20 protein-coding genes are annotated in these 20753 nt (G+C 64.9%); 15 read left to right on the top strand and 5 right to left on the bottom strand.

Annotated features, from left to right (window positions below; translation table 11 throughout):
- Window positions 1-19: 19 nt before the first annotated feature.
- The 5 genes from ftsH to ACY3GB_RS09720 all read left to right on the top strand — a co-directional run bounded on the left by ftsH (window position 20) and on the right by ACY3GB_RS09720 (window position 6918).
- A complete protein-coding gene (gene ftsH / locus ACY3GB_RS09740) occupies window positions 20-1939 on the top strand; it encodes an ATP-dependent zinc metalloprotease FtsH (RefSeq protein WP_463088546.1) in 1920 nt (639 codons plus the stop codon).
- Between the two features lie 100 nt (window positions 1940-2039).
- Entirely contained in the window at window positions 2040-2876 is an 837-nt protein-coding gene (gene folP, locus ACY3GB_RS09735; protein WP_463088545.1) for a dihydropteroate synthase, read from the top strand.
- Window positions 2877-2963: 87 nt separating this feature from the next.
- Window positions 2964-4301 carry a phosphoglucosamine mutase gene (gene glmM, locus ACY3GB_RS09730; RefSeq protein WP_463088544.1) on the top strand — a complete coding sequence of 446 codons (1338 nt, stop codon included), beginning with the start codon at window positions 2964-2966 and terminating at the stop codon, window positions 4299-4301.
- A gap of 146 nt (window positions 4302-4447) precedes the next feature.
- Window positions 4448-6361: an ExeM/NucH family extracellular endonuclease gene (locus ACY3GB_RS09725; protein WP_463088543.1), complete on the top strand. Its 1914-nt coding sequence runs from the start codon at window positions 4448-4450 to the stop codon at window positions 6359-6361.
- Window positions 6358-6918 (top strand): rhomboid family intramembrane serine protease, encoded by a 561-nt coding sequence (locus tag ACY3GB_RS09720; protein ID WP_463088542.1) that lies wholly within the window; start codon window positions 6358-6360, stop codon window positions 6916-6918. Before ACY3GB_RS09725 ends, ACY3GB_RS09720 begins: the two co-directional genes overlap by 4 nt.
- Here the strand turns inward: ACY3GB_RS09720 and alr are convergent.
- The gene (gene alr / locus ACY3GB_RS09715) at window positions 6860-7933 is read right to left on the bottom strand and encodes an alanine racemase (RefSeq protein WP_463088541.1); all 1074 of its coding nucleotides are present in this window, start codon (window positions 7931-7933) and stop codon (window positions 6860-6862) included. The genes ACY3GB_RS09720 and alr overlap by 59 nt on opposite strands.
- Before the next feature lie 113 nt (window positions 7934-8046).
- Between alr and ACY3GB_RS09710 the strand changes: the two genes are divergently transcribed.
- Entirely contained in the window at window positions 8047-8664 is a 618-nt protein-coding gene (locus ACY3GB_RS09710; protein ID WP_021478731.1) for a DedA family protein, read from the top strand.
- Between the two features lie 61 nt (window positions 8665-8725).
- On the opposite strand, the gene ACY3GB_RS09705 is transcribed toward ACY3GB_RS09710, so the two are convergent.
- The gene (locus ACY3GB_RS09705; protein ID WP_046155559.1) at window positions 8726-9052 is read right to left on the bottom strand and encodes an FKBP-type peptidyl-prolyl cis-trans isomerase; all 327 of its coding nucleotides are present in this window, start codon (window positions 9050-9052) and stop codon (window positions 8726-8728) included.
- Window positions 9053-9190: 138 nt separating this feature from the next.
- Here ACY3GB_RS09705 and ACY3GB_RS09700 point away from each other — a divergent pair, with 138 nt between their 5' ends.
- Both ACY3GB_RS09700 and ACY3GB_RS09695 read left to right on the top strand, forming a co-directional pair.
- On the top strand, window positions 9191-9976 hold the full coding sequence (locus tag ACY3GB_RS09700; protein ID WP_463088540.1) for a DUF2189 domain-containing protein: 786 nt from the start codon (window positions 9191-9193) through the stop codon (window positions 9974-9976).
- A 10-nt stretch (window positions 9977-9986) separates the two neighbouring features.
- On the top strand, window positions 9987-10937 hold the full coding sequence (locus ACY3GB_RS09695; RefSeq protein ID WP_463088539.1) for a D-2-hydroxyacid dehydrogenase: 951 nt from the start codon (window positions 9987-9989) through the stop codon (window positions 10935-10937).
- Window positions 10938-11164: 227 nt separating this feature from the next.
- On the opposite strand, the gene ACY3GB_RS09690 is transcribed toward ACY3GB_RS09695, so the two are convergent.
- The gene (locus ACY3GB_RS09690) at window positions 11165-11644 is read right to left on the bottom strand and encodes a DUF1841 family protein (RefSeq protein WP_463088538.1); all 480 of its coding nucleotides are present in this window, start codon (window positions 11642-11644) and stop codon (window positions 11165-11167) included.
- A gap of 125 nt (window positions 11645-11769) precedes the next feature.
- Here ACY3GB_RS09690 and ACY3GB_RS09685 point away from each other — a divergent pair, with 125 nt between their 5' ends.
- The gene (locus tag ACY3GB_RS09685; protein WP_463088537.1) at window positions 11770-12249 is read left to right on the top strand and encodes a glutathione peroxidase; all 480 of its coding nucleotides are present in this window, start codon (window positions 11770-11772) and stop codon (window positions 12247-12249) included.
- Window positions 12250-12297: 48 nt separating this feature from the next.
- Here the strand turns inward: ACY3GB_RS09685 and trmB are convergent, their stop codons facing one another.
- Window positions 12298-12978, bottom strand: coding sequence for a tRNA (guanosine(46)-N7)-methyltransferase TrmB (trmB, locus tag ACY3GB_RS09680; RefSeq protein ID WP_463088536.1), 681 nt, complete (start codon window positions 12976-12978; stop codon window positions 12298-12300).
- Between the two features lie 37 nt (window positions 12979-13015).
- A complete protein-coding gene (locus ACY3GB_RS09675) occupies window positions 13016-13933 on the bottom strand; it encodes an SDR family oxidoreductase (protein WP_463088535.1) in 918 nt (305 codons plus the stop codon).
- A 52-nt stretch (window positions 13934-13985) separates the two neighbouring features.
- On the opposite strand from ACY3GB_RS09675, the gene ACY3GB_RS09670 reads away from it, so the two are divergent.
- The 6 genes from ACY3GB_RS09670 (at window position 13986) to arcC (ending at window position 20720) form a co-directional block, all read left to right on the top strand.
- Entirely contained in the window at window positions 13986-15002 is a 1017-nt protein-coding gene (locus ACY3GB_RS09670) for a CDP-6-deoxy-delta-3,4-glucoseen reductase (protein ID WP_463088534.1), read from the top strand.
- Between the two features lie 178 nt (window positions 15003-15180).
- Window positions 15181-15312, top strand: a complete 132-nt coding sequence (locus ACY3GB_RS09665) for a DUF3149 domain-containing protein (protein ID WP_021478740.1) — start codon at window positions 15181-15183, stop codon at window positions 15310-15312.
- Window positions 15313-15766: 454 nt separating this feature from the next.
- On the top strand, window positions 15767-17218 hold the full coding sequence (arcD, locus tag ACY3GB_RS09660) for an arginine-ornithine antiporter (protein WP_463088533.1): 1452 nt from the start codon (window positions 15767-15769) through the stop codon (window positions 17216-17218).
- Window positions 17219-17289: 71 nt separating this feature from the next.
- On the top strand, window positions 17290-18522 hold the full coding sequence (locus tag ACY3GB_RS09655) for an arginine deiminase (protein ID WP_463088532.1): 1233 nt from the start codon (window positions 17290-17292) through the stop codon (window positions 18520-18522).
- 134 nt (window positions 18523-18656) lie between these two features.
- Window positions 18657-19667, top strand: a complete 1011-nt coding sequence (locus ACY3GB_RS09650; protein WP_463088531.1) for an ornithine carbamoyltransferase — start codon at window positions 18657-18659, stop codon at window positions 19665-19667.
- A 108-nt stretch (window positions 19668-19775) separates the two neighbouring features.
- Entirely contained in the window at window positions 19776-20720 is a 945-nt protein-coding gene (arcC, locus tag ACY3GB_RS09645) for a carbamate kinase (RefSeq protein ID WP_463088530.1), read from the top strand.
- Window positions 20721-20753: the final 33 nt, after the last annotated feature.

The raw sequence follows: 20753 nt of genomic DNA, 5'->3' as shown, positions 1-20753 counted from the left end.
ACAGAGGAGTCCGCTACTCGTGAACAATATCGGCAAAAACATCGCCATCTGGGTGATCATCGGCTTGGTTCTGATGACCGTCTTCAATCAGTTCAACAAGCGCCAGGACACCCAGAACCAGCTCGAATACTCGCAGTTCGTCAGCGATGTCGAGTCGGGCAAGGTGCAATCCCTGACCATCGAAGGGCACCCGCTGCGCGGCCAGTGGCTGAAAGGCAAGCTGACCGACGGCACCGCGTTCTCCACCTTCGCGCCGTATGACCCGCAGCTGGTCGACGACCTGATCAAGAACAACGTGCGCTTCTCCGCCAAGCCGGAAGAAGAGCCGTCGATGCTGATGAGCATCTTCATCAGCTGGTTCCCGATGTTGCTGCTGATCGGCGTGTGGGTGTTCTTCATGCGCCAGATGCAGGGCGGCGGCAAGGGCGGCGCGTTCTCGTTCGGCAAGAGCAAGGCGCGCATGCTGGACCAGGACGCCAACACCGTGGTGTTCGCCGACGTGGCCGGCTGCGACGAGGCCAAGGAAGAGGTGAAGGAGATTGTCGACTATCTGCGCGATCCTTCCCGCTATCAGAGCCTGGGCGGCCGCATTCCGCGCGGCATCTTGCTGGCAGGCAGCCCCGGCACCGGCAAGACGTTGCTGGCCAAGGCCATCGCCGGCGAGGCCAAGGTGCCGTTCTTCAGCATCTCCGGCTCGGACTTCGTTGAAATGTTCGTCGGCGTGGGCGCGGCCCGCGTGCGCGACATGTTCGAGCAGGCGAAGAAGAACTCGCCGTGCATCATCTTCATCGACGAGATCGACGCGGTCGGCCGTCAGCGCGGCGCCGGTCTCGGCGGCGGCAACGACGAGCGCGAGCAGACGCTGAACCAGCTCTTGGTGGAGATGGACGGCTTCGACACCAATTCCACGGTGATCGTGATCGCCGCCACCAACCGTCCGGACGTGCTGGACCCGGCGCTGCAGCGCCCGGGCCGCTTCGACCGCCAGGTGATCGTGCCGCTGCCGGATATCCGCGGCCGCGAGCAGATCCTGAACGTGCACATGCGCAAGGTGCCGATCGCCGCCGACGTCAACGCCGAGGTGATCGCGCGCGGCACGCCGGGCTTCTCCGGCGCCGACCTCGCCAACCTGATCAACGAGGCCGCCCTGTTCGCCGCCCGCCGCAACAAGCGCCTGGTGGACATGGAAGACCTGGAGTCCGCCAAGGACAAGATCATGATGGGCGCCGAGCGCCGCAGCATGGTGATGACCGAGGAAGAAAAGCGCAACACCGCCTACCACGAGTCCGGCCACGCAGTCGTCGCCAAGCTGCTGCCGAAGTCCGATCCGGTGCACAAGGTCACCATCATTCCGCGCGGCCGCGCGCTGGGTGTGACCATGCAGCTGCCGGAGCAGGACCGCTTCGCCTACGACCGCGGCTACCTGATGGACCGTCTGGCCATCCTGTTCGGCGGCCGCATCGCCGAAGAGCTGTTCATGAACCAGATGACCACCGGCGCCAGCAACGACTTCGAGCGCGCGACGCAGATGGCGCGCGACATGGTCACCCGCTACGGCATGTCCGACAAGCTGGGCCCGATGGTGTACGGCGAAAACGAGGGCGAAGTGTTCCTCGGCCGCTCCATCACCACCCACAAGAACCTGTCCGAAGCCACGCTGCAGCAGGTGGATGCCGAAATCCGCCGCATCATCGACGAGCAGTACGCGCTGGCGCGCCGCCTGCTGGAAGAGAACCGCGACAAGGTGGAGGCGATGACCGCCGCGCTGCTGGAGTACGAAACCATCGACGCCGAGCAGATCAACGACATCATGGAAGGCAAGCCGCCGCGTCCGCCGAAGCCGGGCTCCGGCTTCGCCGCCAAGGCGGAAGACAAGCCGGCCCAACCGGAGGAGCCGGCAGCTTCGTCGGCGACCTCGGACCCGGCTCAGGAAGTCTGATCGCCGCATCCTCCATAACCGGGCAAGCCTTCGCGGGCTTGCCCGGTTTTCTTTCCATTCCCCGCCGCGCAGGCTGGGGGCGCCAGCAACGAGAGCCATCATGAAAACCTTGCAATGCGGGCGCTTCGCGCTCGATTTGTCCCGTCCGCTGGTGATGGGCATCCTCAACGTCACGCCTGACTCCTTCTCCGACGGCGGCCGCTTCAACCGCGTCGACGACGCGCTGGCCAGAGCCGAAGCGATGCTGGCGGAAGGGGCCGATATTCTGGACATCGGCGGCGAATCGACGCGGCCCGGCGCGCCCTTCGTCAGCCCGGAGGAAGAGATGGCGCGGGTGATGCCGGTGCTGGAGAAACTGCGCGGCATCGGCGCGCCGCTGTCGCTCGACACCCGCCGCGCCGAGGTGATGCGCGAGGCGATCCAGCTCGGCGCCGTCGATCTGATCAACGACGTGTCGGCGCTGGAAGACGAGGGCGCTTTGCCGCTGGTGGCCGCCAGCCGCGCCGCGGTGTGCCTGATGCATAAGCAGGGCAACCCGGACACGATGCAGGACCGGCCCGAGTACGCCGACGTGGTGGCCGAGGTGGCCGGCTATCTGCAGCGCCGCGTCCAGCTGTGTCTGGATGCCGGCATCGCCCGCGAGCGTTTGCTGGTCGATCCGGGCTTCGGCTTCGGCAAGACGCTGGAACACAATCTGGCCTTGCTCAAACGGCTGGACGAGATCGAGCGCGCCGCCGGGGTGCCGCAGTTGGTGGGCTTGTCGCGCAAGTCCATGCTGGGCGCGATCACCGGCGAGAACGAGCCATCGGCGCGGCTGGGGGCCAGCGTCGCCGCGGCGCTGGAGTCGGCGCGGCGCGGCGCGGCGGTGATACGCGTGCACGACGTCAAGGCGACGCGGCAGGCGCTGCAACTGTGGCAGGCGTTGCGGGATTCTTGATTTGAAGCTGGTTTTTCCCCTCGTGACGATGGCAAAATGGCGGGCATCGCGCCTGTCAAGGCCTTGAACCGATACAGAGAATATTGAATGAGTCGCAAATATTTCGGCACCGATGGCGTGCGCGGCGAGGTCGGCAAATTTCCGATCACGCCCGAATTCGTGATGAAGCTGGGTTACGCGGCCGGCCGCGTGCTGGTCAACCATGACAAGGACAGCCGCCCCACGGTGCTGATCGGCAAGGACACGCGCATTTCCGGCTATATGCTGGAAGCGGCGCTGCAGGCCGGCTTCACCGCCGCCGGCGTCAACGTGTTGCTGACCGGCCCGCTGCCGACGCCGGGCATCGCCTACCTGACCCGCGCGTTGCGGCTGGAGGCCGGGGTGATGATCTCCGCCTCGCACAATCCGTTCCAGGATAACGGCATCAAGTTCTTCGCCGAAGGCGGCAACAAGCTGGACGACGCGTTGGAGCTGGAGATCGAGGCGATGCTGGAACAGCCCATGGCCACCAATCCGTCGCTGGAGCTGGGCCGCGCCCGCCGCATCGACGGCGCGGCCGAGCGCTACATCGAGTTCTGCAAGAGCACTTTCCCCAACGAGCTCAGCCTGAAGGGGCTGAAGCTGGTGGTCGATTGCGCCAATGGCGCCACCTACCATATCGCGCCCAAGGTATTCCACGAGCTGGGCGCCGAGCTGGTGGAAATCGGCTGCGAGCCCAACGGCTACAACATCAACGACAAGGTGGGCGCCACCTATCCCAAGACGCTGCAGGTGGCGGTGCTGGAACACCAGGCCGACTTCGGCATCGCGCTGGACGGCGACGGCGACCGCCTGATCATGGTGGACGCCGCCGGCCGCATCTACGACGGCGACCAGCTGATCTACGTGATCGCCAAGGCGCGCGCCGCCCGCGGGGAGCTGAAGGGCGGCGTGGTGGGCACCGTGATGACCAATATGGCGATGGAGCTGGCGCTGCAAAAGCAGGATGTGCCCTTCGGCCGCGCCAAGGTCGGCGACCGCTACGTGCTGGAAATGCTGCATGCCGACGGCTGGCAGGTGGGCGGCGAAGCGTCGGGCCACATCCTGTGCCTGGACAAGCACAGCACCGGCGACGGCATCATCTCCAGCCTGCAGGTGCTGGCGGCGGTGCAGCAGCTGGGCGCGGCCCTGGCCGACATTTGCGCCGACTGGCAGCCTTTCCCGCAGACGCTGATCAACGTCCGCCACAACGGTTGCGACTGGAAGGGCGCTTCCGCCGCGCCGCTGGCCGAGGCGGAGGCCGCGCTGAACGGCCGCGGCCGCGTGGTGCTGCGCCCGTCCGGCACCGAGCCGGTGGTGCGGGTGATGGTGGAGGCCGACGACAAGGCGCTGGCCGACACCTGGGCCAAAGCCATCGCCTCGGCGATCGAGAAGATCGCTTCCTGATCGTTCCGCGCAGCGGGTCGACAAAAATGCCAACCTGTACAGGTTGGCATTTTTTGTGCCAAAAATTTGCTATCCGATAATAATAAACTTGAATGTCATCAATCTGTGGATAGAATTGCCGCACCTCTACTCAGGATGACAAAAAGATGAGAACAATACCCGCATTCCCCCTTTCCCGCGCCGCCATCGCCGCTGCGCTGGCGCTGGCCGGTCTGCAGGCGCAGGCCGCCTGCAGCTTGCCCGACGCGCGCATCCACCAGGTCCAGGGCAATGGCCCGCAGAGCCCGATGCAGGGCAAGACGGTCGCCGTGCAGGGCGTGGTCAGCAGCCTGCTGTACGGCAAGGACGGCCCGGTCGGCTTCTTCATCCAGGAAGCGCCGCAGAACCAGGATGCCGATCCCGCCACTTCCGAGGGCATCTACGTTTACACCGGCAAGCTGGCCTTGCCGGCGCTGAGGGCCGGCGACGTGGTCGGCGTGCGCGGCAAGGTGCTGGAGTTCGGCCGCAAGGGCGACGCGCGCACCGAGACCCAGCTGCAGCCGTCGGCGGCAGCCGATGTGCAGCTGTGCGGCTACCAGGGCGAGCTGGCTCCGGTCCGCCTGCGGCTGCCCTTGAGCGGCGACGCGGCGCAGCTGGAGTCGCTGGCGGGCATGGTCGTCAAGTTCGAGCAGCCGCTGTTTGTCGTCGACAGCTACAACTACGGCCGCTACGGCGAGCTGACGCTGTCGAGCCAAGCGCGGCAGTGGGTGCCGACCCAGCTTTATCGCCCCGGCAGCGCCGAGGCCCAGGCGCTGCGCGCGGCCAATCCGCGCGACCGCCTGCTGCTGGACGACGGCAAGACCTGGCAGAACGCCGATGCCTGGCTGCCCGGGCCGGGCGGCCTGTCCGCCGCCAACACGCTGCGGGTGGGGGACCGCCTGGACGGCCTGACCGGCGTGGTGTCGTTCAGCAACGGCGCCTACCGCGTCCAGCCGCTGTACCTGCCGCAGGTTTCCGCCGCCAACCCGCGCGCGGCGGCCCCGGCGCGCAAGGCGGGCCAACTGCGGGTGGCCAGCTTCAACGTGCTCAATTTCTTCAACGGCGACGGCCTGGGCGGCGGCTTTCCGACCGAGCGCGGCGCCAAGACCCGCGACGACTTCCTGCGGCAGAAAGCCAAGATCGTCAGCGCCATCCGCCAGCTGGACGCCGACGTGCTGGGCCTGATGGAGTTGGAGAACGACGGTTTCGGGCCGCAGTCGGCGGTCAAGGAGCTGGTCGACGCGCTGAACGCCGGACAGGACGCGGACAAGCAGTACCGCTTCGTCGATCCCGGCCTGCCCAGGATCGGCACCGACGCCATCACTACCGGCATGCTCTACCGCCCGTCGCGGGTGAAGCCCGATGGCGCCGCCAAGGCGCTGACGGTGGGGGATCCGAGCAAAAACCGCCCCAGCCTGGCGCAGACCTTCGCCGCCGACGGCAAGAAGCTGACGCTGGTGGTCAACCATCTGAAATCGAAGGGCAGCAGCTGCGAGCAGGTCAAGGTGAACGGCGCGCCCGACACGGATACCGGTGACGGCCAGGGCAATTGCAATCTGACCCGCGTGCAGGCGGCGCAGGACCTGGTGCGGTGGGCGAAGCAGCGCGGCGCATCCGCCAAGGAGGGCTTGCTGGTGATGGGCGACATGAACGCCTATGCCAAGGAGGATCCGATCCGCGTCTTCGAGGATGGCGGCCTGTCCAACCTGCTGGCGCGTTTCCAGAAAGATGCTTATTCCTATGTCTACCAGGGCGAGTCCGGCAACCTCGACCACGCGCTGGCCGACGCCTCGCTGACGAAATGGGTGGCAGTGGCCGGCGAATGGCACATCAACGCCGATGAGCCGACCGCGCTGGAATACGGCAGCGAGTTCAAATCCGCTTCCCAGCGGCAGAACTACTACGCGCCGGACGCCTACCGCTCGTCCGATCACGATCCCTTGTACGTCGACCTGCAACTGGTGCCGATCGCCGGCGCGGATGAGCTGGCGCTGGGCATGCTGGGGCTGACGGGTCTGCTGGCCTGGCGGCGCCGCAAGTGAGGCTGCCGCCGGCCAGCCTGCTGCCGGCGCTGTTGCCGTTGCTGACGCCTTGGGGCGAAGCGGCGCGGCGCTGGTTGTTCGATCCGGCCGCCGGCGGCGAGTGGTGGCGGGCCTTCACCGCCAGCTGGGTGCACGCCGACTGGCGGCACGCGGCATTGAACAGCGCCAGCCTGCTGTTGCTGGCTGGCCTGGGCGGCCGGCGCGCGGCCTGGCCGCTGTGCGCGCTGGCGCTGTTGCTGCCCTGGCTGATCGCGCTGCAGCAGCTGGCCTTGCCCGAGCCTCAGCCGTATCTCGGCGCGTCGGGCGTGGTGTATGGCTGGTGGGCGGCGATCGCGTGGCTGAAGCAGCGCGAAGCCACGGGCCATTGGCTGGCGGCGGCGCTGCTGCTGCGCCTGGCCTGGCAGGGGCTATGGCCTAACCTGGGGCCGGGCGGCGAGCCGGTGCTGTGGTCGGCCCATGTCGGCGGCGCCTTGCTGGCGCCGCTGCTGCTGGCCGGCCTCAGCCGAACGCGACGCGCGGCACCCGCGGCATCACCGCGCTCATCAGCTCGTAGCTGATGGTGCCGGCGGCGGCGGCCACCTTTTCGATCGGCGCGCTCGGCCCCCACAGTTCCACCCGGCTGCCGACGCCGGCCTGGGGCAGGTGGCTGATGTCTACGGTCAGCATGTCCATCGATACCCGGCCGACCAGCTGGCATGGGTGGCCGTCTATCGCCGCCGGCGCGCCGTTGGCGGCCACGCGCGGGTAGCCGTCGGCGTAGCCGCAGGCGACCACGCCGATGCGCATCGGGCGGTCGGCGATGAAGCGGCGGCCGTAGCCGATGGCGTCGCCGGGCTGCAGCTGCTGCACGGCGATGATGTCGGCCGACAGCGTCATCGCCGGCATCAGGCCGAGATCGGCGCCGGTTTCGTGCTCGAACGGCGACGCGCCGTACAGCACGATGCCGGGCCGGCCTATGTCGCCGTGGGTGTGCGGGTGGCGCAGCAGCGCCGCGGAGTTGGCGGCGCAGACCTTCAGTCCGCTGGCGACGGCCACCGGCTCGAAGCGGGCCCATTGCTCGGCGACGCCGTAATCTTCATCGGCGGTGGCGAAGTGGGTCATGACCGCGGTCAGCCGCACGCCGGGCAGCGCCTGCAACCGGGCTTGGGCGGCGGCGGCGTCTTCCGGGCGGAAGCCCAGCCGGTTCATGCCGCTGTTGACCTTCAGCCAGACTTCCACCGGGCGGTCGGCGGAACCTTTGGCCAGCCAGTCCATCTGTTGTTGTGAGTGGACGGCGCCGCCAAGGCGGTAGTCGGCCATCGCGGCGGCCTCGGCCGCATCGAACGGCCCCTCCAGCAGCGCGATGGGATGGTTGAATCCCGCTTCGCGCAGCAGCACCGCGTCTTCGATATTGAGCAGGGCAAAACCGTCGGCCAGATCGGCCAACGCCTTTGCAGTGTCCAATACGCCGTGGCCGTAGGCATTGGCCTTGATTACGGCGAATAGGCTGCGTGCCTGGGAATGCTGGCGGGTAAACAGGAAGTTGTGGCGGATGGCCGGGAGGGAAATCTCCAGCCGGATAGGGCGTGTCATGTCAAGAAAGCGTGTACGAGAGGTGTGCTATTATACACCTCCGTGCATGGACATTAGCCGCCCAGCCGCTTGATTGCGACGATTTGGAATAAAGCCGGCGGACGGAATACTAGATGGATACTCTGCAGATACTTCTCGACTTTTTCGCTGGTTACGGCTACGTGGCCGTGTTCGCGGTGCTGTTGATTTGCGGTTTCGGCGTGCCGATTCCGGAGGACATCACTTTGGTGGCCGGCGGCGTGATTTCCGGCCTGGGCTACGCCAATGTGCACTACATGTTCGTGGTCGGCATGGCGGGCGTGCTGGTCGGCGACGGCATCATGTTCCTGGCCGGGCGCATCTTCGGCCACAAGGTGCTGCGCTTCAAGCCCATCGCCCGCATCCTGACCAAGGAGCGTTTTGAGGCGGTGCAGGAGAAGTTCGAGAAATACGGCAACTGGGTGCTGTTCGTCGCCCGTTTCCTGCCCGGCTTGCGTTCCCCCATCTTCATCACCGCCGGCATGACCCGGCGCGTGTCCTACTGGCGTTTCCTGATGATGGACGGCTTCGCCGCGCTGATCTCGGTGCCGGTCTGGGTCTATCTCGGCTATTACGGCGCGGCCAACCGCGACTGGCTGATGATGATGGTGCATCGCGGCCAGGCGGGCATCCTCACCGTGGTGGCGGTGCTGCTCTTGGTGGTCGGTTTCGTCTGGTTCAAGCGCCGCCGCCTGTCCTGCGCGAAGAAGTAAGCGCGCCGCCGCATGAAAAAGGCCATCCTCTGGATGGCCTTTTTGCTGGATGGCGGAATGATCAGCCCACCTGCAGCAGCTCCACTTCGAACACCAGCGTCGCGTGCGGCGGGATCACGCCGCCGGCGCCGCGCGCGCCGTAGCCCAGTTCGGACGGGATGGTCAGCTTGCGCTTGCCGCCCACCTTCATGCCTTGCACGCCCTGGTCCCAGCCCTTGATCACGTAGCCGGCGCCCAGCTCGAAGCTGAACGGCTGCATGCGGTCCTTGCTGGAGTCGAACTTGGTGCCGTCGGTCAGCCAGCCGGTGTAGTGAACGGTGACTTCCTGGCCTGCGGCGGCTTCGGCGCCTTCGCCGACCAGCAATTCCTCGATGATCAGTTCGCTCATGCTATTTCCTTCCGGAAGAATGGTGTTGACCGCGGGATTGTAGCAGCCGGCCGGCCGATTTGTGTTTTCCCCCGCGTGGCATATAACGAAAAACAGAGCGTTCGTCTCTATTTTCCACGCGATGCAAGGGGGTGTGCCATGGATGTCACTCACCACGATGTTCCGCCCGTGCGCCCGGTGGCGCGCAAGGTGGAGCTGCGGCAGCCGCTTCTGTGGCTGAAAAGAGGGTTCCGCGACTTTCAGAAAGCGCCGGCCGATTGCCTGTTCTACGGCGCGGTGTTCGTGCTGATGGGGTATCTGCTGGGCGCCTATGTCGAGCAGGCGCCGGAGCTGGTGATCACCTTCGCCACCATCTTCCTGCTGGCCGGCCCCTTCCTGGCGATCGGCCTTTACGACATCGCCAAGCAGATGGAGGCCTTCGACGGCCATGGCCGCGTCAAACTGCTGCACAGCATGGCCGCCTGGCGCGTCAACATGCCGGGCTTCAGCCTGTACGCGGTGCTGCTGGCGGTGCTGGTGTTCGGCTGGTTCCGCGTGTCGCTGCTGATGTTCGCGCTGTTTTACGACACCGCGGCGCTGCCGAATCTGAACGAGATCGTCGCCGACGCGTTCAATCCGGACAATCTGGAATTCCTGATCGCCTACTTCGCCGTCGGCTTCCTGTTCGCCCAGCTGGTGTTCTCGGTCAGCGTCGTCGCCATTCCGCTGCTGCTGGACAAGGAAGTGGACACCATCACCGCGATGATCGCCAGCGTGCAGGCGGTGTACCGCAATCTGCTGACGATGGGCATCTGGGCCGCTATCATAGTCGCGATGACGGTGGTGGGCTTCGTCACCTATTACCTGGGCCTGATCATCATCATGCCGGTGCTGGCGCTGGCCAGCTGGCATGCCTATCGGGATTTGATCACCTTCGAGAGATGACCGCCAAGCAATGACTCATAACGTCGTATTTCTTGACCGGGACAGCTTGCCTGCCCCGGTTCCCGTTTTTGGCTTTCCCGTTCATTACCGCGAATATCCGGCGACCGCCGCCCATGAGGTCGCGGCCCACGCCGCCGAGGCCGACGTGGTGATCAGCAACAAGGTGCCCCTGTCGCGCGAGACGATAGCAGGACTGCCGAACCTCAAGCTGATCGCCATCGCGGCCACCGGCTACAACCATGTCGATCTGGAGGCCTGCCGCGAGCGCGGCGTCGCGGTGTGCAATATCCGCCATTACGGCGATCACACCGTCGCCGAGCACGCGTTCATGCTGATGATGGCCTTGATGAAGAACCTGCCGGCCTATCAGCGCGACGTCGCCGCCGGCGTCTGGAGCCAGTCCCGGCAGTTTTGCCATTTCGGCGCGCCGATACGCGAGGTGCGCGGCGCGACGCTGGCCATCGTCGGCAGCGGCGGCATCGGCAGCCGGCTGGCCGAGATGGCGCGCGCCTTCGGCATGGAGGTGGTGTTCGCCGAGCGCAAGGGCGCAGGGGAGGCCAGGGAGGGAAGGGTTCCGTTCGCCGAGGCGCTGGCGCGCGCCGACGTGGTGTCGCTGCACTGTCCGCTGACCGACGAGACCCGCGGCATGATCGCCCAGCCGGAGCTGATGACGATGAAGCCGGGCGCCATCCTGATCAATACCGCGCGCGGCGGCCTGGTCGATGAGGCCGATCTGGTGGCGGCGCTGAAATATGGGCAGCTGGGGGGGGCGGGTTTCGATGTGCTGGGCAGCGAGCCGCCGTCGCCGGACAATCCGCTGCTGAAGGCGCGTTTGCCCAATCTGATCGTCACCCCTCACGTGGGCTGGGCCAGCGGAGAGGCGATGAGACGCTTGGCCGCGCAGTTGGTCTCCAATATCGAAGCGTTCGCGCGCGGCGAGAGGGTAAACCGTTTGATTTAATTAGTAATAAGAAATTTTATGATATCGCTTGGCATTCTTTAGCGGATAGTCAGCTTGCCTTGTCATGCCTCGCTAGATTTTGTTGTTTTTGTTTAAAAAGAATTTGATTATAGTTATGTGATTGACTATTTTTCAAAGGCCCGGCCGGTTTGCCGGCCTGGGCTACCCCGCTTGTTGCACCGTGGACAGTACGCCTGCCACGGTGTTTTTTTGTCCATCGGCCGGAATCAGTCGCCGATAGCGTTGGGATTGACGCGTGGCGCGTCTTCTTCGCCCATGCCCAGCTTGCCGCGCACGCAGGTGATGTAGCGGTTGACATCGGGGCCGCCGCCGTAGCGCTGGGCATGCCAGATCATCTCGCCCAGGCATTCCATGATCTCGTGCTGGGCGCGATGCTCGTCGCCATGGCGCAGCGCCAGCTGCGCGTAAAGCGCGCGGATGCCGAAGGGCTGGTCGATGGAGCGCTGCTCGGCGATGGCAACATGCAGGCCCAGATGCAGGAAGGGGTTGGTCTCGCCCATGTCCGGGGTCCACTCCTGCTCCATGAAGGCATCCGGGTTTTCCAGGATGGGATGATACTCAGGGTGGTCTATAAGAATGGAGAGGACGATCTGTTCCAGGTCGGACAAGGTCTCGCCGGACTTGGATTTGTGCCAGGTGTCGAAGAAGAAGCGGCGGGCATCCTGGCGGCTGGGGCTGAACAACATCGATAAAGACCTCGGGCGATTGCTGGCTGGGCTCGGCGCGGGCGCGCCGCTTGAACGCAACAGGGTATCTGGGTCGCAGGCGGCTGCCATTCCGGGCTGCGGCATTATACGGGAGGGAGCTAGCCATGACCACGCTCTACGATTTTAGCGCGAAGCGGGCCGACGGCGCCGAGCAGGCGCTTTCGGCCTATGAGGGCCGGGTGGCGCTGCTGGTGAATACGGCCAGCGAATGCGGCTACACCCGGCAGTACGGCGGCCTGCAGGAGCTGCAGGACTACTTCGCCGGGCAGGATTTTGTCGTGCTCGGTTTTCCCTGCAACCAGTTCGGCGGGCAGGAGCCGGGCGGGGAGGACGAGATCGTGGCCTTTTGCCAGAGCCGTTTCGGCGTGACCTTTCCCTTGTTCGCCAAGCTGCAGGTGAACGGCGATGGCGCGCATCCGTTGTGGCGCTGGCTGACCCAGGCCGATTCCGAGCGTCCGCATCCCATCAAGTGGAACTTCACCAAGTTTCTGGTCGACGGCCGGGGGAGGGTGGTGAAGCGCTACGAGCCGGCGGTGGAGCCGCACGAGCTGGTCGACGACGTCAAGGCGCTGCTGGCGAGGTGAAAAGCGAACGGCCCGCGCAGGCGGGCCGTCGAGGGAGCCGTGGATGGCTTACTTGCGGCGGAAGACCACATCCCATACGCCGTGGCCCAGCTTGATGCCGCGGGCTTCGAACTTGGTCAGCGGCCGATAGTCCGGGCGCGGCGCGTAGCCGTCGGCGGTATTCTCCAGATCGGCATTGCCGCTCAGCACTTCCAGGATCTGGACCGCGTAGTCTTCCCAGTCGGTGGCGGCGTGGAAATAGCCGCCCGGCTTCAGCTTTCTGGCTAGTTTCTCCACCAGCGGGGCCTGGATCAGGCGGCGCTTGTTGTGGCGTTTCTTGTGCCACGGGTCCGGGAAGAAAATGTGCACGCCGTCCAGGCTGCCGTCGGCCAGCATGTTGTCCAGCACTTCCACCGCGTCGTGGCGCATCAGCCGCAGATTGCTCAGTTCCTTCTCGGCGATCAGCTTGCACAGATTGCCGACGCCGGGGCCATGCACCTCGATGCCGAGATAATCATTGCCCGGATTGGCGGCGGCGATCTCGGCGGTGGCGCCGCCCATGCCGAAGCCGATTTCCAGGATCTTGGGCGCGGCGCGGCCGAAAGCCTGCTCCAGGTCTATCGTTTCCGGACGGTACTCTATGCCCCACTTGGGCATGCCTTCGTCCATCGCCCGCTGCTGGCCTGCGGACAGATGGCCCTGGCGCAGCACAAAGCTGCGGATCGCGCGTTTGAAAGCCGGATTTTCCATTTTGCTGGTCTGCTGAAAACTCAAAAAAACCGCGATGTTACCGAATCTCGGCGTAGCTTGCGAGTATTGCCGCCCGCCGCGGCTCGTCCCGCCGCAGCGCGTCCAGATAATCGAGCACGCTGGGCCAGCGCAGACGGACGGCCAGCTCGCGCCGCATCCGGCCGTTGTCCAGGCGGCGCGATTCGGCCAGGAACGACCATTGCTGCGGCGAGACGCGCGCCTTCACTTCGCCGCGCGGCAATTGCGGCGGCACCGGCAGGCCGAGCGTTTCGCCCAGGCGGCGGTACCACAGGCTGACCGGCAGCGGCTGGTCGTCGCAGGCGTTGTAGACGCGGATGCCGCTTCTGCGGCGCAAGGCCGCCGCGCACAGCTGCGCCAGGTCGTCGGCGTGGATGTGGTTGCTCCAGCTGTCTTCGGCGTCGACGATCAAGGGCGCGGCGGCGGCGAAGCGCGACAGCGGCAGCCGCTCGTCGGCGTAGATGCCCGGCGCGCGCAGGATGGTCAACGCGCAGCCGCGGGCGATGGCGAAGCGGCGCAGCTGGGATTCCGCGTCGGCGCGGCGCAGCGCGCGATCATTGCGCGGACGGACCGCCGCGGCCTCGTCCAGCACGGCGCCGCCTGTGTCGCCATACACGCCGCTGGTGCTGATGTAGATCAATTGCTGTGGTATGCTGTTCGTTTTTGCCAGCGCGTACAACAACTTGCGCATTCTCGGGTCTGTCCGGCCATGGGCCGGCGGCGGCGCGGTCAGCAGCGCGGCGTCGGCCAGCCCGGCGAGGCGCGCCAGGCTGGGGGCATGGTCCAGATCGCCTATCAGCGGCAAAGCGCCCAGCGCGCGCCAGCGGGCGGCGGCCTCCTCGGTGCGGCACAGGGCCAATATCCGCCAGTTCCGGCGAAGCTGCGGCACGGCGCGCCTGGCGACATCGCCGGCGCCGATGACAAGTAAAGTACGCATGGTGTGCATTTTAGCCAGAATTCGGGATTGAGAAACGATTATGACTTGCCAGGTGAAAGTGCTCCCCAGCGGGCATGCATTCAGTGTCGAAGCGCACGAGACCATTCTTGAGGCCGCGCTGCGCCAGGGCGTGGGCCTGCCCTACGGCTGCCGCGACGGGGCGTGCGGAGCCTGCAAAGGCAAAGTGCTGGAAGGCGAGGTGAGCCAGGACGGCTTCCAGGAAAAGGCGCTGTCCGCCGCCGAGCGCGCGCAGGGCATGGCCTTGTTCTGCTGTGCGAAGCCGCAAGGCGACATCAGCATCGAGGCGCGCGAAGTGACCGGCATCGGCGACATCCAGATCAAGACGCTGCCGTGCCGGGTCGAAACGATAGAGAAGATCCACGATGTGGCGGTGCTGAAGCTGAAGCTGCCGGTATCCGAGCGTTTGCAGTTCCGCGCCGGCCAGTACATCGATATCCTGATGAAGGACGGCAAAAAGCGCAGCTTCTCGATCGCCAACGCGCCGCACGACGATTCCTTCCTGGAACTGCACATCCGCAATCAACCTGGCGGTTCGTTCTCCGAATACGTGTTCCATCAGATGAAGGAGCGCGAGATCATGCGCTTCAAGGGGCCGATGGGTTCCTTCTTCCTGCGCGAGGAGTCGGACAAGCCCATCGTGCTGATCGCCAGCGGCACCGGCTTCGCGCCGGTCAAGGGCATCATCGAGCATGCGATCCATCACGGCATCACCCGGCCGATGAAGTTCTACTGGGGCGCCCGCACCAAGGCTGACCTGTACATGGCGGAACTGGCCGAGGGCTGGGCCGCCGCGCACCCGCACATCAGCTATGTTCCTGTGCTGTCGGAGGCGTTGCCGGAAGACAACTGGACCGGCCGTACCGGATTCGTGCACCAGGCGGTGCTGGAAGACTTCGCCGATCTGTCGGGTTGCCAAGTCTACGCCTGCGGCGCGCCAGTGATGGTGGAGGCGGCCCACGGCACCTTCATCCGCGAGCGCGGCCTGCCGGAAGACGAGTTCTTCTCCGACGCCTTCTTCCTGGCCAAGGATATGGGCGGCGGCAAGTAAACAGTACAAACCTTTGATCTGTATGCAAAAAGCCCCCGGCTCGCGCCGGGGGCTTTTTATTTGCCTTGCATCAAGTCGCCGGGATGGCCGGTTTGATTTGGGTCAATTCCATTGTTGGCTAAGTGGTTATTATGTCGATGGCAAGTCAATTGAAACCGCATGCCGGTAGGAGGGAACCATGGAGTTGCTGACCCTATTGTTGGCCGACGATGTCGGCCGTCTGAGCCTGTTGACTATCGTGGTCGCCACCGTGGTGGCTTTCGGGGCTTTGTGGGTGATTTTCCGGAACATGAACAAGCCGGGCAAGTAAGGATTATCCCTGTCGTTTTCAGTATTTCCTCTTGATGTGTGTGTTGGCGGATACGGTGGTGGGCCGTATCCGTTTTTTTTCGCCCGTCTGGGCTGGTTTTTGTTCTGCATCAGACTATTTCCGCTTCGGGCTTTCTCTCCCGCTTCTCCTTTCTATGCTTAAGAGCCGCTCGCAAAACCTGGCGGAACATCCGGGCCGCGCAGGATTGGCAGTTCGTCTGCGGCGCTGAGCGCGCGTTTCCGCCGCTCCGGATTCGGCAGTCCATGACGCCTTAATGCAAGCCTTGGTCGCATTCCCCGGAAGTCGCCGAATTGATGCCTGGGCCTGCTTGATGCAAATCAACCTAACAACCGACACCGCTGGAAAGCCTTGTTTTTCGGGGTATACCATAATTTCAGATGATAAGAATTTAATAATGTAATGCTCGGTTTACATCCCAGATCGGAGAACGAAAATGTCCACTGAAACTGCAACTCAAGCCGGCTTGGCCGAGGGCGCGTCGCCCAGGCTGAAGCTGGGCGCGCTGACGGCGCTGGTCGTCGGCTCCATGATAGGCGGCGGCATCTTCTCGCTGCCGCAGAACATGGCGGCCGGTGCCGGCGCGGGCGCCATCCTGATTGGCTGGGCCATCACCTTCGTCGGCATGCTGGCGCTGGCCTTCGTGTTCCAGATGCTGGCCTCGCGCAAGCCGGAAGTGTCCGGCGGCGTGTACGGATACGCCAAGGCCGGCTTCGGCGACTACATGGGCTTCAACTCGGCCTGGGGTTACTGGATCTCGGCCTGGATCGGCAACGTCTCCTATTTTGTGGTGATGTTCTCGGCGCTGGGCTTTTGGGTGCCGGCCTTCGGCGACGGCAATACGCCCATCGCCATCGCCTGCGCGTCGGTGGTGCTGTGGAGCCTGCACTTCCTGGTGCTGCGCGGCGTGCACGGCGCTGCCTTCATCAATACCGTCACCACCATCGCCAAGCTGGTGCCGCTGGCGCTGTTCATCCTATTGATCGTGTTCGCCTTCAAGGTCGATACCTTCAGCCTGGACTTCTGGGGCAGCGCCAAGCTCGGCTCCATCGTCGACCAGGTGAAGAGCACCATGCTGGTGACGGTGTGGGTGTTCATCGGCATCGAGGGCGCGTCGATGTTCTCCGGCCGCGCCGAGAGCATGAAGGATGTGGGCAAGGCCACCGTGATCGGCTTCCTGTTGACCATCGCGCTCTTGGTCGCGGTATCGGTGCTGTCGCTGGGCGTGATGACTCAGACTGAACTGGCCGCGCTGAAGAATCCATCCACCGCCTACGTGCTGCAGAAAGCCTTCGGCACCTTCGGCGCCAACCTGATGAACGCGGGCCTGGTGATCTCCGTCGGCGGCGCGCTGCTGGCCTGGACCTTGCTGGCCGCCGAAGCGCCTTACCTCGCCGGCAAGGACGGCGTGATGCCCAAGGTGTTCGGCACCGTCAACGGCAACGACACTCCGGCCGCCTCGCTGTGGCTCACCAACGGCCTGATCCAGCTGTTCCTGCTGATCACGCTGAAGAGCTCGGCCGGCTACCTGGCGCTGCTGTCGCTGGCCACCTCGATGATTCTGATTCCCTACCTGCTGTGCGCCGGCTATTCCCTGCTGGTGGCCAAGCGCGGCGAGGGCTACGCCCAGGGCGAAAGCACCGCCAAGGAATTTTGGACCGCCGCGCTGGCCACACTGTATGGCGCCTGGCTGATCTACGCCGCCGGTCCCAAGTATCTGTTCCTGTCCATGGTGCTGTACGCGCCGGGCCTGCTGTTCTACCTGTGGGCCAAGAAAGAGCAAGGCCGCAAGCCGTTCAACCTGATCGAAGCCGTACTGGCCGCCATCGTGGTGGTGCTGGCCCTGATCGCGGTCTACATGCTGGCGACCGGTCAGATCGGCCTGTAAGCGAAAGATTTTGAAACCAGTGGGGGCGGATGCCCGCCCCCGAAGTCAGACAAGACTCAAGGAGTAGCGTTATGACCAAGTTTGGTGTTCATTCTGAATGCGGCAAGTTGCGCACCGTGATGGTGTGCCGTCCCGGCCTCGCCCACAAGCGCCTGACCCCCGACAATTGCCATGACCTGCTGTTCGACGACGTGATCTGGGTGGAGCGCGCGCAGAAGGACCACGCCTACATGGTCGAGCAGATGCGCGCCCGCGGCATCGAAGTGATCGAAGTGCACGACGCGCTGGCCAAGGTGCTGGATGACAAGGCCGCCCGCAACTGGATCCTGGACCGCAAGGTCAAGGCCGACAACGTGGGCATCGGCATGCTGTCCGACCTGCGCAGCTGGCTCAACGAAATGCCGTCGTCGCAGCTGGCCGACCACCTGGTGGGCGGCATCGCCAAGTTCGAGTTGCCGTTCGACCCGAAAGGCCTGTTCGGCGGCTACCTGGACCGCTCCGACTTCGTGCTGCCTCCGGTGCCGAACAGCCTGTTCCAGCGCGACCCGTCTTGCTGGATCTACGAAGGCGTGACGCTGAACCCGATGTACTGGCCGGCCCGCCGCCAGGAAACGCTGATCCTGCAATCGATCTACCAGTTCCACCCGTACTTCGCCGGCAAGGTCAACATCTGGTGGGGCGGCTGCGATACCGATCACGGCCCGGCCACGCTGGAGGGCGGCGACGTGATGCCGATCGGCAACGGCGTGGTGCTGATCGGCATGGGCGAGCGCACCAGCCCGCAGGCGGTGGTGCAGGTGGCCAAGCGCGTGCTGCACCGCGAGGGCGGCGCCCGTCGCGTGATCGCCTGCCAGATGCCCAAGTCCCGCGCGGCGATGCACCTGGACACCGTGTTCAGCTTCCTCGACATCGACCTGCTGTCGGTATTCCCGGACGTGGTGGATGAAATCACCTGCACCAGCATGTACGCCGGCGACCGCGAAGGCGAGATCGTCTTCGAACGCCACGAAGGCGTGAAGCTGGTGGACGTGGTGCGCGAGGCGCTGAATCTGAAGGAAATCCGCGTGATCCAGACCGGCGGCGATGCCTACCAGCGCGAACGCGAGCAATGGGACGATGGCAACAACGTGGTGGCGCTGGACCGCCGCGTGGTGGTGGCCTACGACCGCAACACCTACACCAACCGCCTGATGCGCGAGCACGGGGTGGAAGTGATCGAGATCCCGGCCTCCGAACTGGGCCGCGGCCGCGGCGGCGGCCACTGCATGACCTGCCCGATCATCCGCGACGAAGTGAAGGTGTAAGGCGGTTTGCCCCGGGCGGCGAGGCCGGCCGGGGCTGAAAATACTCATTTGGTTTGTTTGCAAAAAGACAGGTTGACCGTCGCTTCCACGGGAGCGGCGGCCCGCTTGCCCAGACTCTAATCAGGAGCAACATCATGGCTTTCAATCTGCGCAACCGTAACTTCCTCCGCATGCTGGACTTCACCCCGCGCGAAATCCGCTACATGCTCGACCTGGCCCGCGACCTGAAGCGCGCCAAGTACTCCGGCACCGAACAGCAGCACCTGAAGGGCAAGAACATCGCCCTGATCTTTGAAAAGACTTCCACCCGCACCCGCTGCGCCTTCGAAGTGGCCTGCTACGACCAGGGCGCCAACGTCACCTACCTCGGACCGTCCGGCTCGCAGATCGGCATCAAGGAATCGATGAAGGACACCGCCCGCGTGCTGGGCCGCATGTACGACGCCATCGAATACCGCGGCTTCGACCAGCACATGGTGGAAACCGAGCTGGCCAAGTTCGCCGGCGTGCCGGTGTACAACGGCCTGACCGACGAATGGCACCCGACCCAGATGCTGGCCGACGTGCTGACCATGTGGGAAAACAGCGACAAGCCGATCTCGCAGATCAGCTACACCTACCTGGGCGACGCCCGCAACAATATGGGCAACTCGCTGCTGGTGATCGGCGCCAAGCTGGGCATGGACGTCCGCATCGGCGCGCCCAAGCACCTGTGGCCGGCCGACGAGCTGGTGGCCGAGTGCCGCGAGATCGCCGTCAAGACCGGCGCCCGCATCACGCTGACCGAAGACGCCAAGGTCGCGGTCAAGGGCACCGACTTCATCCACACCGATGTCTGGGTGTCGATGGGCGAGCCGGCTGAAGTGTGGGCCGAGCGCATCCGCCTGCTGAAGCCTTACCAGGTCAACAGCGCGCTGATGGCCGCCGCCGAAAACCCGCAGGTGAAATTCATGCACTGCCTGCCGGCCTACCACAACAGCGAAACCAAGGTGGGCAAGGAAATCGCCGCGCAGTATCCGGAACTGGCCAACGGCATCGAAGTGACCGAGGACGTGTTCGAGTCCGAGGCTTGCATCGCCTTCGAGCAGGCTGAGAACCGCATGCACACCATCAAGGCCATCCTGGTGGCCACGCTGGGCGATTAAGCCTGGACTTGGGCCGGCCACGGCCGGCCCGATCGCACATCAACCGGCCAAGGCCTCCTGACCGGAAGCCTTGGCCGGCGTCGTTGAAAGAATGAGGAAGGAAGAATTATGCGAGTCGTCGTAGCTTTGGGCGGCAATGCCCTGCAGCGTCGTGGTGAGGCCATGACCGCCGACAACCAGCGCGCCAACGTCAAGGTGGCCGCCGAGCAACTGGCCGCCGTGACCCGCCTGGGCCACAATCTGGTGATGTGCCACGGCAACGGCCCGCAAGTGGGCCTCTTGGGTCTGCAGAACGATGCCTACGCCCGCCACGTGGATGAGAAAGTCACCCCGTATCCGCTGGACGTGCTGGGCGCGCAGACCGAGGGCATGATCGGCTACATGGTGGAGCAGGAGCTGGGCAATGTGCTGCCGTTCGAGGTGCCGATCGCCACCATCCTGACCCAGACCGAAGTGGACGCCAACGATCCGGCGTTTCAGAACCCGACCAAATTCGTCGGCCCGGTTTATTCCAAGGAAGAAGCCGAGAAGCTGGCCGCGGACAAGGGCTGGGCGGTCAAAGCCGACGGCCAGTACTATCGCCGCGTGGTGCCGAGCCCGAAACCGAAGCGCATCTTCGAAATGCGTCCGATCAAGTGGCTGATCGAAAAGGGCGCGGTGGTGATCGCGGCCGGCGGCGGCGGCATTCCCACCATGTATGAGGGCGACAAGCTGGTGGGCGTGGAGGCGGTGATCGACAAGGATCTGGCGTCCGCGCTGCTGGCGCGCGAGATCGACGCCGATTACTTCGTGATCGCCACCGACGTGAAGAGCGTGTTCGTCGGCTGGGGCACGCCGGAAGCCAAGGCTATCCGCCAGGCGCACCCGGACGAGATGGACAAGCTGGGCTTCGCCGCTGGTTCGATGGGGCCGAAAGTGGAGGCAGCTTGCGAGTTCGCCCGCCTGACCGGCAAGAAGGCCGTGATCGGCGCGCTGGAGGACATCGAGAAGATCGTCAAGGGCGAGGCCGGCACCGTGATCTCCACCGGCAAGCCGGGCATCGAGTGGTACTGAGCGGATAGGAATTCCGTGCCAAGCGAAAGGGCT

The organism is Chromobacterium sp. Ag138 (genome assembly GCF_055181315.1).
Note: the sequence above shows the minus strand (reverse complement) of the source record. Positions and strands in the feature narration are given on the sequence as shown.